This is a genomic window from Paraburkholderia sp. BL27I4N3, from assembly GCF_003386115.1.
GTDB lineage: Bacteria > Pseudomonadota > Gammaproteobacteria > Burkholderiales > Burkholderiaceae > Paraburkholderia.
Genome location: NZ_QREJ01000001.1, coordinates 2,450,215 through 2,465,456, shown reverse-complemented (window position 1 = coordinate 2,465,456; position 15,242 = coordinate 2,450,215). Strand labels below are relative to the sequence as shown.

13 protein-coding genes are annotated in these 15,242 nt (G+C 60.9%); 5 read left to right on the top strand and 8 right to left on the bottom strand.

The genetic code is table 11. The features are described from left to right. Positions 1 to 30: 30 nt before the first annotated feature. Positions 31 to 1,008 carry an IS5 family transposase gene (locus tag B0G71_RS11330; RefSeq protein ID WP_116140668.1) on the bottom strand — a complete coding sequence of 326 codons (978 nt, stop codon included), beginning with the start codon at positions 1,006 to 1,008 and terminating at the stop codon, positions 31 to 33. An 84-nt stretch (positions 1,009 to 1,092) separates the two neighbouring features. Between B0G71_RS11330 and B0G71_RS11325 the strand changes: the two genes are divergently transcribed. From B0G71_RS11325 to B0G71_RS11320, 3 genes are all read left to right on the top strand, one after another. Beyond that, a complete protein-coding gene (locus B0G71_RS11325) occupies positions 1,093 to 3,438 on the top strand; it encodes a M23 family metallopeptidase (protein WP_116141806.1) in 2,346 nt (781 codons plus the stop codon). Next, positions 3,407 to 4,027, top strand: a complete 621-nt coding sequence (locus tag B0G71_RS40920; protein WP_147308667.1) for an XAC2610-related protein — start codon at positions 3,407 to 3,409, stop codon at positions 4,025 to 4,027. The genes B0G71_RS11325 and B0G71_RS40920 overlap by 32 nt, the downstream gene beginning before the upstream one ends. A 118-nt stretch (positions 4,028 to 4,145) precedes the next feature. After that, positions 4,146 to 4,397 carry a PAAR domain-containing protein gene (locus tag B0G71_RS11320; RefSeq protein WP_116141804.1) on the top strand — a complete coding sequence of 84 codons (252 nt, stop codon included), beginning with the start codon at positions 4,146 to 4,148 and terminating at the stop codon, positions 4,395 to 4,397. Positions 4,398 to 5,201: 804 nt separating this feature from the next. On the opposite strand, the gene B0G71_RS11315 is transcribed toward B0G71_RS11320, so the two are convergent. From B0G71_RS11315 to B0G71_RS11305, 3 genes are read right to left on the bottom strand one after another with little or no spacing between them, the layout of a single operon-like run. Next, positions 5,202 to 6,743 (bottom strand): efflux transporter outer membrane subunit, encoded by a 1,542-nt coding sequence (locus tag B0G71_RS11315; RefSeq protein ID WP_116141802.1) that lies wholly within the window; start codon positions 6,741 to 6,743, stop codon positions 5,202 to 5,204. A 2-nt stretch (positions 6,744 to 6,745) separates the two neighbouring features. Further along, positions 6,746 to 9,883, bottom strand: coding sequence for an efflux RND transporter permease subunit (locus B0G71_RS11310; protein WP_116141800.1), 3,138 nt, complete (start codon positions 9,881 to 9,883; stop codon positions 6,746 to 6,748). Then, entirely contained in the window at positions 9,880 to 11,031 is a 1,152-nt protein-coding gene (locus tag B0G71_RS11305) for an efflux RND transporter periplasmic adaptor subunit (RefSeq protein WP_116141798.1), read from the bottom strand. The genes B0G71_RS11310 and B0G71_RS11305 overlap by 4 nt, the downstream gene beginning before the upstream one ends. 218 nt (positions 11,032 to 11,249) lie before the next feature. Here B0G71_RS11305 and B0G71_RS11300 point away from each other — a divergent pair, with 218 nt between their 5' ends. Further along, on the top strand, positions 11,250 to 11,867 hold the full coding sequence (locus B0G71_RS11300) for a TetR/AcrR family transcriptional regulator (RefSeq protein WP_116117168.1): 618 nt from the start codon (positions 11,250 to 11,252) through the stop codon (positions 11,865 to 11,867). An 18-nt stretch (positions 11,868 to 11,885) separates the two neighbouring features. Here the strand turns inward: B0G71_RS11300 and B0G71_RS11295 are convergent, their stop codons facing one another. Next, positions 11,886 to 12,098: a hypothetical protein gene (locus tag B0G71_RS11295; RefSeq protein WP_116148503.1), complete on the bottom strand. Its 213-nt coding sequence runs from the start codon at positions 12,096 to 12,098 to the stop codon at positions 11,886 to 11,888. A 291-nt stretch (positions 12,099 to 12,389) separates the two neighbouring features. On the opposite strand from B0G71_RS11295, the gene B0G71_RS11290 reads away from it, so the two are divergent. Then, entirely contained in the window at positions 12,390 to 13,448 is a 1,059-nt protein-coding gene (locus tag B0G71_RS11290) for a LysR family transcriptional regulator (protein WP_116141796.1), read from the top strand. Positions 13,449 to 13,598: 150 nt separating this feature from the next. Here the strand turns inward: B0G71_RS11290 and B0G71_RS11285 are convergent, their stop codons facing one another. The 3 genes from B0G71_RS11285 to B0G71_RS11275 all read right to left on the bottom strand — a co-directional run bounded on the left by B0G71_RS11285 (position 13,599) and on the right by B0G71_RS11275 (position 15,207). Further along, positions 13,599 to 13,988 carry a cupin domain-containing protein gene (locus B0G71_RS11285; RefSeq protein ID WP_116141794.1) on the bottom strand — a complete coding sequence of 130 codons (390 nt, stop codon included), beginning with the start codon at positions 13,986 to 13,988 and terminating at the stop codon, positions 13,599 to 13,601. Positions 13,989 to 14,095: 107 nt separating this feature from the next. Next, a complete protein-coding gene (locus B0G71_RS11280) occupies positions 14,096 to 14,980 on the bottom strand; it encodes an AraC family transcriptional regulator (protein ID WP_116141792.1) in 885 nt (294 codons plus the stop codon). Then, positions 14,977 to 15,207, bottom strand: coding sequence for a DUF2795 domain-containing protein (locus B0G71_RS11275; protein WP_106284269.1), 231 nt, complete (start codon positions 15,205 to 15,207; stop codon positions 14,977 to 14,979). The genes B0G71_RS11280 and B0G71_RS11275 overlap by 4 nt, the downstream gene beginning before the upstream one ends. Positions 15,208 to 15,242 lie beyond the last annotated feature (35 nt).

Sequence of the window (15,242 nt, the reverse complement as noted above, 5' to 3'; positions counted from 1 at the left end):
TGGGCGGGCACTTTGCCCGCCTTTGGCCCACTATGGGCGTACCGATGCCGTCAGTTGCCTGCGCGACAGGTAGACGTTGGCCAGCGCGAGCGCGACGAACGCCCGGTTGGCGTTCTTTGCCAACCCGCGATAGCGCACCTTCGTAAATCCCCATAGTCGCTTCACGACCGCAAAGACATGCTCGACCCGGGCCCGGATCTTCGACTTGTTGCGATTCCTGCCGCGCTGCACCTCGTCGACTTCTCCGCCCGCACGACGCGTCCGCTGATTGGTGAAGTCGCGTGCCTTCGGCGCCTTGCCGTGAATCAGGTCTTTCTGGCTCGCATAGGCGCTGTCGCCGTAGACGCGCTGCTCCTGGCCGTGCAGCAATTGCGGCAGCGGGTGCTTGTCATGCACGTTGGCCGGAGTGAGCACTGCGCTGTGCGCCAGCCCGCTTTGGCTATCGACACCAATGTGCAGCTTCATGCCGAAGTACCACTGCTTACCCTTGCGGGTCTGATGCATCTCGGGGTCGCGCGCCTTCTGTTCATTCTTTGTCGAGCTCGGCGCACCGATGATCGTGGCGTCCACGATGGTGCCGCTCCTGAGCTTCATGCCGCTGGCCTGAAGTACCCGGCCCACTTCGGCGAAGAGCTGCTCACCCAGTTGGTGGGTCTCCAGCAGGCGCCGGAATTTGAGCAGCGTCGTCGCGTCCGGCACGGCTTCGCAGCCCAGATCAATACCCACAAAGCGACGCAGGCTAGCACTGTCGTACAGTGCCTCTTCGCAGGCGAAGTCGGCCAGATTGAACCAGTGCTGGATGAAGTGAATCCGCAACATGCGCTCCAGACCAATTGGCGGGCGGCCATTGCCGCGTTTCGGATAGTGCGGCTCGATCACCGCGCACAACTGCGCCCATGGCACGATCGCATTCATCGTGTCGAGAAACTCGTCGCGCCGCGTGCGTTTGCGGTGCGTCTCAAAACCCGCACCTTGATCGGCTGCCATCGCCAGCGTCTGCTGCTTCATCCTGGTTCGCCTTCCTCATTCAATCCGATCTCTATAACGCTTGACGTACCGGATCGGCGGACTTAATCAGCGTTGCCCTAACTTATGATTATCAGCCCACCCTTCCTGCCGCAGTCGGCGCTCAATTCCGGCGACGATACCGACACTGATGCGATGATGACCGCGGTCGAAGCATACGAACCGGGCTATCACGGTGTCTTCCCTGTGACATTCGATCGTCGCTGGCACGGTGGCATCCATCTTGTGCCAGGTACCCGCGATGAACCTGTGCGGGCCATCGCAGATGGCGAAGTGATCGCCTATCGCGTTAGCCAGAATCCCATTTCCGACGGACATATAGATGACGCGACAGGCCAGGAGGCACTGAATACTAACAATGGATTCGTGCTACTTCGTCATGTCACCGACACGGGAGACGGGCGCACAATAACCTTTTATTCGCTGTATATGCACTTGTTGGATCTTACGGCGCAGCATGCGCTAATCGCACCGCTATCAGCGAATCCGTCGTCGCACGCTTCGCCCTTCGCGCTCGCGGCGTGGCTGCTTGAAGCTGGCGATGGTGTCAAAGAGGGCAATGGCAGGAAGGTCTATCGCAAGGATATCCTCGGTCATTGGGGGCAATCGCAAGGGCTATGGCATTTGCACTTCGAAATCTTTATGAGCGGGGATGATTTCACTGCCTGGTTTCAGCAGACTGGTCATACAGTCCAGCTTGGGGAAAATACTCCGGTTCAGCCCAGTTCGAAAGACTGGTGGGGTCATGCCTATTATGTGATCCCTGCCACAGTAGAATTTCTGGACCGGCCAGGCACACCGCATGACGAAGCCTGGTTTCCAAGGCTGAATGCGGGAAGGCTTCCAAAGGAAAGCAGCAAACTGTATGTGGAGGCCTATTTCCACAAGGGGCAGCGTTACACGCGCGCCTGGATGGATGAAAACGGCGACGGCCGATGCGTACAACTGACAGCCCAGCCCTTAAGGGAGCGATACAACGACTATGAGTACAAGCTCTATGAGCGTGCGATGGCATTGTATCCAACATGTCCGAGCGACGGGTACGAACTGCTGCGCTTCGGGCGCATTCTGGCCGATTCTCCGACGCTTGTCTCCGCCTCGGATAGAACAACATGGGTCGCGGTGCCCTTCGACGCAAACGGTACGCAAGGCTACGTGGATATCAACAGGACATCCATCGTCAAACTTTCGGATGCGGACTTTCCATTCTTCACCGGCTGGCAGAAGATAAGTAGTGAAAACGCGCCGCTCGATGCGGATGGTCTGTTCAGTTACCGCAAGCTGCGGCAGCTTGTTGGCGACGCAACCGCAACCGCGTTTGATGCTTCTCAGAGTGATTCAACCTTCAGCCTCGATGAACAGCTCTCTTCCTACGTGCAGGGCAACGATAGTGTGCAAACTGGTCTCTCCGGCCTGGTGTGCCATACAAAAAGCGAGTGGGATTCAGCCAACAATGACCAGCGTTATAGGGATCTGAACAAGCCCGATGGTTATTTTGGCAAGTGCAAGGATACGGACCCCGACGGCTACGACAGGTTTTTAGGTTTTTTGAATAAAATCCAGTTCATGGATCACGTGCCATCGCTGGCAGGCGGAAAGGAATTCTGTTTTTTTCATCCACTTGCATTCATTCGACATTTCAGAAAATGCGGATGGCTGTCCGCATCTGAGCTGGCCCAATGTATACCGCGTCAAATTATTGACGAGACTAAAAACGCCTCGCATCATCGAACATATCCAACTGGGACGATACCCTGGACCAGAGCACTGCAACGGGCAAACCTTTTTGTGCGGCATTTAAATTCGACTTTAAGAAAATACTCAATTTCGACCAACGGATTAAGGGTGGCGTATTTCTTGGGAAATGCGATTCAAGAAACGATTTACCTTTCCACAACTGCCGAGGTCGGCGGAGCTCATGCCACCTACGCCCCATGGTATGGTCGCGGGGTTATCCAACTTACTTTTGAGGCGAATTATACGAAGTATGGGCGCTACAAGGGCTGGAGCGGTCCAGCAACGGCATATCGCGATAGACTTGAAACGGATAGAGATGTCGCCTGCGATTCGGCCGGATTTTACTGGGTTACTTGCGCGAAGGAAGTGCAGTCGGCACATAATATAAATGTCGAATCCGACATTGTTCCAGTCGTTTCCAACTCAAGACTCGAAAATGTTTGCGACAATTATGATTACCATCAAAAATCTTGCAGATCTCATCCCGAGAGCATTGATTTTCGTGTGTGCCCTCAATTTGAAAGGGCGGCCCGCGCAGTCAATACTGGAAATCCAAATAGTACCGGACCTATGAACGGACTTGTGCCGCGAACAAATGTCTTTCTTTCTGCGCTTGCGAAGACTACTGATACTATCATTGACTATGAAAAAGCATACACTCAAAAAAGCAATTGATCTCTTTAAAGTTTCGCGACAGCGTTCTTTAAAAATAATTTTTTTGATCGTAACGCAAGTCGTTCTTCTTCAAAACGGGCTAGTGTTAGCGAAGGAAGTTGCTGCTTCGGAAATAACATTGTCGGGACGGGAACTCCGCGTGATCACAGCAGAAACAAAGCAGACCATTTGGTTAAATCATGATGTGAACAAGAAAGATATATCCTGGGAGGACCTTAACTTCGATGGTCATCCTGATTTAAAAATACTTTCATCCAGAGGGGCGAGTCAAGAGTTCTATGATGTGTATTTATTCAATTTTTCGGTGAAAAAGTATGTTTATTCAAAGCGATTAAGTGCTTTGCCGTGCATTCAGGCAGACTTGAAGAGGCACCAGATTGTCGGTACTTGTTTTCATGAAAATGCTTGTGAAAACTGGAGTGAACGGTATTCCATAAATAAGAGCGGGAAGCTTAATTTATTAGAGCGCGTTGGAACGTATTGCGATACGGCAACAGGTGAGGCATTTTCTTATGTTGATCGTTTTAGCAACGGCAAGCGCATATCGTCTAAAGTTGCTCCGATGAAGAATGAGTCCATGGTTCAGTAATAAGGGCTGCCGGAGAACTTGGAGTTCCGCAATGAGTGAGTCTGCGTCCAATCCCAGTGTATTGTCCAAGTAAAACGGCAAGCACAAAAATGTTGAGCAATGTGCAAGGAACAAATCCATGACCGATCTCATCAGTCTCGGTGACATCACCGACCACGGCGGCGAAGTTATCGCCGCCTCAGAAGTCATGCGCTATGGCGGGGTGCGCGTGGCCCGCAAGGGCGACGAAGTGACCTGTCCGCTTCACCCCGAGGTGGTGCCCAACGTCATTGTTGAGGGCGACGACAGGATAACGGATCACGGCGTCCCCGTTGCGCGTCAGGGCCATCACGCAACGTGCGGTTGCAGCCTTATATCCAGCGTCGTGTAGCAGGTGTATCCACGCCGTTTCCTGCGGCGTGGATACACGACGAAGGAATCACAGGACGTGATTGTGACGAACCCGGACACTATCAGGTTGTTGCGCCTGTGGATTGCGAAGGAGCCCTATCACCAGACTCCGTGAGGAAAATCCATGTCGTCCCCCATACGCCCACACCGCAGCATGGACAACTCACCTGTCCGAATGTAAACAAGTCACTTGCCGTGTTAGCTCCCGTTAGGGATCGCCGTTAGCGCGAATGCTTTACAAAACACATGTCTAATATGTCGGCCCTTTCCCATTCAGGGGAAAGGCAGTTTCCCCGCGCCGTAGCGTATGGAGAAACGTGGGGGAACGATGTTTGGCGGCCTGTGGGGAATGCTCAATTTTCCCTCACATGGCCCGCAAAGCATTATGGCGTGGGGTTCAGCGCTGTGGGGAGAGACTTATCCACGGACTTGCGAACACAAACTGTGGATAAGCTGCAGCGCCGCCAGTCATCCCCACGGCGCGCGACGTTGCTGCATCCACCGGCACCTCAAGTAACAAAACCATTCGGGTCAAGCACTTAAGCGGGTAGCCCCGGAGTTATCAACAACGCTGTCAACACAAACTGGGGATAACGTCGAGGCCTCCCAAGGTCTTCGTTTCGTGAAAGAGCCATTGTTCAACGCCGGCTGGTTGATTCCGTACCGCACACACAAATCCCCATGCGTTCAAGCAGTTAGCCTGCTTGTCAGATAGTTTTCAACAGGCTCTTCAACAAAAAGTGGGGATAAGTTTGCAGCGATCAGTACGGAATCCCAGGTTTAGCTATTCGACAACATCCGGATTCGCTGCCGGAGCGGCCGAAGCCGACGCCGAAGCCGAAGCCGCGCTCGCTGCATTTGCGGAAGATGCCGCCGATCCCTCCGGCGGATTCCCCATCGCCTGAAACAACGCCGCTGTATCCGTCAAACGCGCGCTCGTATAGCGGATCTCATCGAGTTGCGCGTTGCGGAACTGCTGCTCGCTCGAGCGCGCCGACGCAATAGGCAACGCACCCAGCCGATAGCGCCCGGAAGTCTCGTCGAAGATGCCTTGCGCGGAGCGCGCGGCAACATTCGCCGCGTCCAACGCCTGCGAATCGTGCTCCAGCGCGGCGAGCGTATCGGCGACATTCTGGAACGCGGCCAACACCGTCTGTTTGTAGTGCGAGACCGTGGCATCGTAGGTATCGACCGCCGCGCGCCGTTGCGCGAACAGGGCGCCGCCGTGGAACAGCGGCTGCGACAGCGACGCACCGATGCTCCAGATCGCCCCCGCGCCGGAAAGCGCGACCGGCCAGCTAAAGCCGCCTTGTCCCATCGACGCGCTCAGCGACAGGCTCGGGAACATCTGCGCGGTGGCCACGCCGACATCGGCCGCCGCGGCTTTCAAGGCGGCGTCGGCGGCCTGGATGTCGGGACGCGAGCGCAGCAGTTCCGACGGCACCACCACGGGCACCTGCTCAGGCACATGCAACCGCGCGAGTTCGAGATCGTCCGGTGCGGCATCCGGCGTGCGGCCGAGCAGCACCGCCAACGCGTGGCGCGTTGTGAGCCACTGCTGCTTCAGGCCCGGCAAACTCGCGGACAGACTCGCGGCGCTTTGTTGCGCGCTCAACTGATCGGCGTGCGAGACGGCCCCCAATGCATAACGCCGCTGCGTGTCGCGCGCCTGATCGTTGGCGATCGTCACAAGCCTTTCCGTCGTCTCGATCTGCCCGCGCAACGCGGCACTGGTGATGGCCGCGCTCACGATGTTGGCGGCCAGCGCCCGCCGCGCGGCGTCGAACTGATACGCCTGCACGTTGACGCGTGCGGCGAGCGCCGCGTCGGCGAGGCGCGCCGCACCGAACAGGTCGAACGTATAGTGCGCCTGCAACTGACCGACGAAGATGTTGTACAGAAACGTGTTCGGTCCGATCTCGGGGATCGCCAGCGCGCGATTACGCGTGACCTGGCCGCCGGCGTCGATGGTCGGCAGCATCGAACTGCCGATCTGCGCGCGCAATTGCTCGCGCGCGGCGGCGAGGCTCTTGTCGGTCGCGGCGAGCGTCGGACTGTTGCGCAGGCCTTCATCGACCAGCGCGTTCAGCGCGTCGGATCGGTACAGCTTCCACCATTCGGGCACCGGCTTCGCGCCGACGACGAACTCCTGCGTGATGCCTTGCGCGGGCACGGTTTGCGTCGGCTGCGCTTCGGCGCCGTAGTGCGCCGGCTGCGGCATGGCGGGCGGTTCGCCGCTCGGCCCGAACGAACAGGCGGCGAGCGCGCATGCCATGCCGGTGAGCGCCGAGATACGCGCGGATCGGGAAAGTGCGAAAGTAATCATGCTCAATTCCCCGTATGCGTCGTGCCGGACGCGGACGGCGCCTGCGGCTCGCGTTCATCGGCACGCACGCGGAACGACACGGCGTAGAGCGCGGGCAGATAGAACAGCGTGAGGATCGTGGCGCTCGTAATGCCGCCCATCAGCGCGGTGGCCATCGGTCCGAAGAAATTCGAGCGCAGCAGCGGAATCAGCGCAAGCACGGCGGCCGCCGCGGTCAGCGTGATCGGCCGGAAGCGCCGCACGGTCGCGCCGACAATCGCGTCGAAACGCTTATGTCCCGACGCAATGTCCTGTTCGATCTGATCGACCAGAATCACCGAGTTGCGCATGATGATGCCGAACATCGCGATCACGCCGAGCATCGCGACAAAACCGAACGGCTGGCCGAACAGCAGCAGCGTGAGCACCACGCCGATCAAGCCGAGCGGCGCGGTCAGCACGACCATCAGCACGCGCGCAAAACTTTGCAGCTGGATCATCAGGAGCGTCAGGACGGCGATGATCATGATCGGCATCTGCGCATTGATCGAGGTCTGACCTTTGCCGCTTTCCTCAACCGAGCCGCCGATTTCGATCCGGTAGCCGACCGGCAGTGTCGCGCGAATCGGGCCCAGCGCTTTGTCCACCGCATGCGTGACGTCGATGCCTTGCGCGCCGGGCGCGACGTCGGACTGAACGGTGAGGGTCGGCTGACGGTCGCGTTCCCAGATCACGCCGTATTCCAGGTCGTTGCGCAAATGGCCGAGCGTGCCGAGCGGCACGGGACCATTAGGCGTGGGAATGGCCAGTGTGACGAGTTGCGCGGGGTCGACACGCTCGGCCTTCGGCGCGCGCAGATCGACGCTGATCAGCTTGTCGCGTTCGCGATACTGCGTGACGGTGTAGCCGGAGAGCGTCATCGCGAGGAAGCTCGAAATGTCGTCGGAGCTGACGCCGAGTTCGCGTGTTTTTTTCTGATCGACTTCGAAGCGCACCGAGCGCTCGGCGGGTTCGTCCCAGTCGAACTGGACGTTGCTGGTGCCGCGATCCGCGCGCATGGTCGCGGCGACGCGCTCGGCGATCGAGCGCACGGTGGCGATGTCGTCGCCGCTCACGCGGAACTGCACCGGATAGCCGACGGGCGGTCCATTTTCGAGGCGCGACAGGCGCGTGCGAATCGCCGGAAAGTTGTTGCGCAATTCCGGTTCGAGCCATTGCGCGAGTTTCTCGCGATCCTTCACCGACTTCGCCGTGATCACGAACTGCGCGAAATTGGGCTGTGGCAATTGCTGATCGAGCGGCAGATAGAAACGCGGCGCGCCGGTGCCGACGAAGTCGACCGTATGATCGATTTCCGGGCGGCCCACCAGCGCTTTTTCGAGCCGCTGGGCCTGGCGCAGCGTAGCTTCGAACGACGCGCCTTCGGGCAGGCGCACGTCCACCAGCAACTCGGGACGGTCCGAACTCGGGAAAAACTGTTGCGGCACCAGCGTGAAACCCGCCATGGCCAGCACGAACAGCGCGACGGTGATGGCCAGCACGACGAAGCGCCGCTCGATGCACCAGCCGATCCAGCCGCGCAGCCGCCGGTAGAAACGCGTGTCGTAAATATCGTGCTCGTGATCGTCGGGCAAATGCGCTTCGTGCGCCTCGCGTTTGCGCTCGGGCAGCAGATGATAGCCGAGCAGCGGAATCAGCACCACCGCGGCGAGCCACGAGGCGATCAGCGCGATCGCCGATACTTCGAAAATCGAGCGCGTGTATTCACCGGTGCTCGACTTGGCCAGCGCGATCGGCAGAAAACCGGAGACCGTGACGAGCGTGCCGGTCAGCATCGGAAACGCGGTGCTGGTGTACGCATACGCTGCCGCGCGCGCGCGGTTCCAGCCTTGCTCCAGTTTCACCGACATCATCTCGACTGCGATGATCGCGTCGTCGACGAGCAGTCCGAGCGCGAGCACCAGCGTGCCGAGCGACACCTTGTGCAGACCGATATCGAACAGATACATGCACAACGCGGTGACGGCGAGCACGACCGGGATCGAGATCACGACCACCATGCCGGTGCGCACACCTAGCGAAACCAGACTCACCACCAGTACGATCGCCACCGCTTCGGCGACGGCTTCGAGAAAGTCGTCGACCGAATGCGCGACCGCATCCGGCATGCTCGACACTTCGACCAGTTGCAAGCCGGCGGGCAGCGCTTTGCGCAACTGTGCTATCTGCTGATCGAGCGCCTTGCCGAGGCGGATCACGTCGCCACCCGGCTGCATCGTCACGCCGATGCCGAGCACGGCCTTGCCGCCGGCGCGCATTTGCGTGGCGACGGGGTCGTCGTAGCCGCGCTTGATCGTGGCGATATCGCCGAGACGGAACGAGCGGTTGTTGATGCGGATCAGCGTGTCGGCGAGCGCGTTGATGTCTTTGAACTGCCCGGTGGGACGGACGAACACGCGGTCGTCGGCGGTGGTCAGCGTGCCGGCTTGCGACACGCTGTTCTGCGAGTTGATCGCCTGGCCGAGTTGCTGCGGCGAGATGCCGAGACGCGTGAGTTGCGTGTTGGCGATTTCGATGTAGATGTGCTGGTCCGGATCGCCGAAATAATCCACTTTGCCGACGCCCGGCACGCGCAGCAGCACTGTGCGCAACTGGTCCGCGTAGTCGTGCAGTTGCGCGGCAGAGAAGCCGTCGCCTTCCAGAGTGTAGATGTTGGTGTAGACGTCGCCGAACTCGTCGTTGAAGAACGGTCCCTGAATGCCTTGCGGCAGCGTCGCCGCGATATCGCCGACTTTCTTGCGCACCTGATACCAGGTCTCGGGCACGTCCTTGACCGGCGCCGAGTCCTTCATCGAGAAGAACATCAGCGATTCGCCGGGGCGCGAGTAGCTGCGCACGAAATCGATGGCGGGCGTCTCCTGCAATTTGCGGCCGATGCGGTCCGTGACCTGTTCCTGCATTTGGCGCGCGGTGGCGCCGGGCCAGAAGGTGCGGATCACCATCACGCGGAAGGTGAAAGGCGGATCTTCGGACTGCGCGAGCCGCGTATAAGCGAGGATGCCGAAAGCGGTCGCGAGCGCGATCAGGAAAACCACCAGCGCCTGATGGCGCAGCGCCCAGGCGGACAGGTTGAAGCGTCCTTCTTCATGCGTGGTGCTCATGAAGCGAAGTCCTCGGGATGCAGCGGCGCGATCGCCCGGACTTTTTCGCCGGCGGTCACCGTATGCACGCCTTGCAGCACGACGCGTTCGCCGTCCTTGAGACCTTGGCCGATCACGACGGTGCGTTCGTTGTAACGCGTAACCGTCACGCGGCGCAGTTCCAGCGCGTTATCCGCGGCGCGCACGATCCACACGGCGGGCTGCGTGCCGTCATGGAACAGCGCCGTGGCGGGCACGGTGAACGAGCCGTGCTGATTGGCCGACGCGTTAGCTGGTGTGGCGAGTTCGATATCCGCGGTCATGCCGAGGCGCACGTCCGGACCGGGATTGTCGAGCGTGAGTTTGGCGCGATAGGTGCGGCTTTGCGGGTCGGCGGCGGGCGACAGTTCGCGCACGCGCGCGGTGAATTTGCGCCCCGGCAGCGCGGCGAGCGTGACGTGGGCGGTTTGCCCGACCGAGAGCGCGGCGAGCGCGCTTTCCGGCACGTCGCACACCACGTCGATGTCGCCGCTCCACGCGAGGTTGTAGACGGCCTGACCCGCGGAGACGTTCTGGCCCGTGTCGGCCTGTTCGGCGGTAATCACGCCGGCGTGATCGGCGGCGAGCGTGGTGTATTGCAACTGGTCTTTCGACAACGCCGCCTGCTGCGCGGCCTGATCGCGCTGCGCGAGCGCGGATGCGTATGCATTGGTGGTCTGTTCGAGCTGCGCGGGCGCGATCAGGTTTTCCTTGGCCTGCGCCTGATCGCGATCGAGTTGCTGCTTCGCATACACGAGAGCATGCTGCGCGGCGGCGAGTTGCGCCTGCGCGCTCGCGGCGTTCTTCTGCTGATCGGCCGGATCGAGGCGGGCGACGATCTGCCCGTTCTTCACCACATCGCCGAGACGCACGCGCCGCTCGACGATCTTGCCGCCGACGCGAAACGACAGCGGCGTCGAATAGCGCGCCTGCACCTCGCCGGGTAAGGATGGCGCCTGCGTGGCGCTGCCGTCCGCATGCACGGCGACGGCCACCACCGGACGCGGCTCGGGCGCCACGGCTTGCTGCTTCGAACACGCGGCCAGCGTGACGGCGCCGGCCAGAACCAGCACGAATGCGGCGCGCCGCAGGCGCGCTCGCTGACGATGCCGACGGGACTGCGGACGCATCGCGGACGATGCGTGAAGACCGGGACGCTTCACAATTACCCCAACTGGAGACAGCGAACGAACAGGGCAAGCCGCAGCGGCCCGCCAACGAAGACGCGCCGGCCGTTCATGCAATTGGCATACGCGACTGATTCGGAATGACGAGATGCATTCTAATACACACATGTATTTGAATGTTGGAGTGAATTCGAATTCTTTTCGGTGCTAGACTTGCGCCCATGAAACGGCAACGACTGACACGCGAGCAGAGCAAGGACCAGACGCGCGAGCGTCTGCTCGACGCTGCGCAAGCAATTTTTATGAAGAAAGGGTTTGTCGCGGCGAGTGTCGAAGACATCGCGGCGGCGGCGGGCTATACGCGTGGCGCGTTCTATTCGAACTTCGGCAGCAAGAGCGAGTTGTTTCTCGAACTATTGCGGCGCGATCACGAGGTCATGCAGGCAGGGCTGCAGGCCATCTTCGCGAACGCGGCATCGCGTGAGGAAATGGAAGAGCGCGTGCTGCGCTACTACAGCAACCTGCATCGCGAGAACAAGTGTTTCCTGCTGTGGGCGGAGGCGAAGCTGCTCGCGGTGCGCGACGGCCGGTTCCGGATTCGCTTTAACGCGTTCATGCACGACAAGCTCGAGCAACTGGGCGCGTATATTCGCGAGTTTTCGGCGCGGGTCGGCACGCCAATGCTGATGCCGCCGGAGACGCTGGCGATCGGCTTGATGAGCTTGTGCGACGGCTTGCAGTTCTTCTACACGGTCGACCCGCAGAACGTGCCGGCGGAGAGAGTTGAAGCGGTGCTGGCGGGATTTTTCGCGCGCGTGGTGTTCGGGCGCGACGCGTAAGCGCGTTGAAGCGCGCGATCAGTTGGTCGGCAATTGCGCGCAGGTGTCCGCCACCGGCGTGGCGCATACATACGAATACTGACCGCTGTAGCGCAGCACTTCTTCGCCTACGTGCAGCACCACCTTGATGTCCGGGCAACGCTCATAAGCGATGAAAGCCGAGCAGGCCGCGGCGGACCAGCAGACCAGCGAGAACGCGATTTTTTCGAGAAGCTGAAAACGGTGTGTCATGGCGGCTTGATTGCAATTGATTTCCATTCGGACGCTATGGTACCAGAATACTAGGGTTTATACCTAGTCGAAATCCGCAATAAAGCGCTCAATCAAAGCGCGTTATGAGCCTGCAGGCGTGACGCAAGCGTCTCGGAAACCTGTCCGGATTGTCATGTTCAGGTCAGGGTTGGGACATGATCGGGTCGATACAATCGGAACGTTGGGCAAGCCCGCGCGCGCCTTGCCGCGCGGGTCGACACAGGCGCGAGGCGTGCGCCGGCCCGGCTTTACCGAGGCAGGAGTCGTCCCATGAACCAATTGCAGTCGATGCGCGTATTCGTCAAAGTGGCCGACCTCGGCAGTTTCGTCGGCGCGGCCGGCGCGCTGGATCTTTCCACGGCGGTCGTCACGCGCCACGTCGCCGATCTGGAAGCGCGTCTCGGCACGCGCCTGCTCAATCGCACCACGCGCCGGCTGTCGCTGACCGAGTCCGGCACGACCTATCTGGAGCGCGTGCGTCACATTCTCGACGACCTGGAAGGCGTGGAGCAGATGGTGGTGGCGCGCAATCACGAGCCGGTGGGCACCTTGCGCATCGTCGCGCCGGTGGTGTTCGGGCTGCACAGCCTCGCCCCCGTGGTGCAGTCTTATGCCGCGCGTTATCCGGATGTCGTTCCCGACGTCACGCTCGCGGATCGTCATGTCGACCTGGTGGAAGAGGGCTTCGACGTCGGCATTTTCGTGGCGCGGCACATGCGCAGCGCGAGCATCGTCACGCGACGGCTCACGACCGGCTATCTGACGGTGTGCGCGACGCCCGCTTATCTGGCGCAGCACGGCACGCCGACGCGGCCCGAGCATCTGCTCTCGCATCCTTGTCTGAGCCGGCCGTCCGAGCAGGGCGGCGAGGAGCGTGTGTTCACCGGACCGGATGGCGAAGTCCGCCTGCGCCCGCCGAATGCGATCGTCGCGAACAATACGGAGATGCTCAGGCAGTTCGCGCTGCTGGGCATGGGCGTGGCGATCCTGCCGAGCTATCTGATCGGCCGCGACCTCGCGTCCGGACGGCTGGTGCCGCTGCTACGCGAATACCGTTTGCCGCAGATCGAAGTCTCGATCGCCTATCCGAGCCGGCTGCATTTGCCGGCGAAGGTGCGCACCTTCATCGATCACCTCGTCGAGTATTTCCAGCAGCCGGGGCAGCAGACACGTGATCCGCGTGCTGTGACGCCAGTGCGTTCCGCGAACGGGGTGACGGACGTTGCAGCGGATATCGACGACCTGTCGGTGCCGGAATTGACTGCCGACGCAGCGCGCCCTTTGCACAAGACTGCGCGCTCGCGAATCGCGGCTTCATCGCCGTTTTGATGCCGTTTTGACGACGTTTTGACGCCGGGCGCGGCAGGCGTCGGCTTTTGACGCACGGCGTCAGTTGGGATGGCGGGCTAGCCGGCATGCCTGTCGGCGCTGTGTGCTGCGTCTCGCTTCGCAGCGCCGCCCTGAAACCGCGCTAACGCTTCAAATCCACACGTCGTTTGCCGCCGTCCGTTCGCTGACTTCCTCGCCGGTATTCTTCACGCCGCGCGGCTCGATCAGCAGCAGCTTCACTTCGTGCTCGGCGTACGGCTTGTGCTCGATGCCCTTCGGGACCACGAACATTTCCCCCGCCGAAATCAGCACGGAACCATAGCGCATGTCGATGCGCAATTGCCCCTCGAGCACGATGAACGTCTCGTCGGTGTCGGCGTGCTCGTGCCAGATGAAATCCCCTTCGATTTTTACCAGCTTGAACTGATAGTCGTTCATTTCGGCGACCACGCGTGCTTGCCACTGGTCGTTGAAGAGCCGCAATTTTTCCGCGAGATTGATGGCCTGATACGGCCGTTGAGTGACCTGTGCGTCGGACATCGCAGTGCTCCTCCTGAGCGGTTATGTCAGGCAGGAGCGTACGACGCCGCGGGTGGCCGGGTCTTGAACGTTTGTGCGCACGGGCTGTGCGTCGAAAACACCTTCGCTCAGCGCGCTCCGGCTCCCGACGATCCGAGCATCTTCAGCCATTGCGCCGGTGCGACGCCCCAAGTGTGCTTGAAGTGCCGCGTCATGTGACTCTGATCGGCGAAGCCGCTTGCCGCCGAGGCGTCGGCGAGCGACATGCCCGCGAGCACCCGTTGCCGCACGAGATCGAGTCGCCGCATGGTCAGATAGCGGTGCGGACTGGTGCCGAACAGTGCGCGAAAATCCCGCGACAAACTCCAGCGGTCGCGGCCCGCTGCGGCCGCGAGTTCATCGAGCGTGACGGCGTGATCGAGCGAGGCCAGCAGGTAGTCGCGCGCAAGCGTTGCCGCGCGGTAATCCATCGGACGCGGTGTATCCGGCGCGCCTGCCACCGTGTCGAGTGCGACCGCAAGATCGTAGAGCGCGCTGTCCTGTTCGAGCGGATCGATGGCGCTGTCCATCGCGCGCAGCAGGCTTTCGGTGGCGGCGAACAGGCGCGGATCGTTCGACAGCCCGCCTTCCAGGAACGGCAGCGGCTTGCCGCCGAGCGCGTGCTGGAACAGCGCCGGATCGACATAGATCATGCGGTAGTGGAAGCCGTCGCCGGTGCCGGCCTGGCCGTCGTGCGGTTCGTCGGGATGCAGCACCATCGTGCCGCCCGGCAAGCTGTTGCGGGTGCTGCCGCGATAGCGAAAGCTCTGCACGCCGGACAGCGTGCGGCCGATCGCATACGTATCGTGGCGATGCATCGCGTAGCCGGCCTGGTGAAAGAACGCCTCGATCCGCTCGATGCCGCTCGCGCCGGCCGTCTGCGGCGAGCGATGAATCCAGTCGGAACCGCGCCCGTTGCGCGTAGACGAAAGCGGCAGGGAACGCGCCGGCGATGAAGCCGGTTCCTCGCTCATCCGCCGAGCCCCGGGCCGTAATTGCCGCTGATGTAGCGCGTCACGGAGGCCACGTCCGCGTAATCCTGTTCCGGCAGGCCGTCGAGCATCGACAGCACTTCGTTGCTCGCGCCGGCTTCGCGCGCGGCATCGACCAGCGCGTCCTTGTAGGTGGGAAATTGGACTTCGCTCAGAAGATCGGTGATCTGCAGGTCAATCGATTCGCCGGGAATAGCCGAGGCGGTCATGCAAACGCTCCTGTTGATACGGTTGGACGTGACGA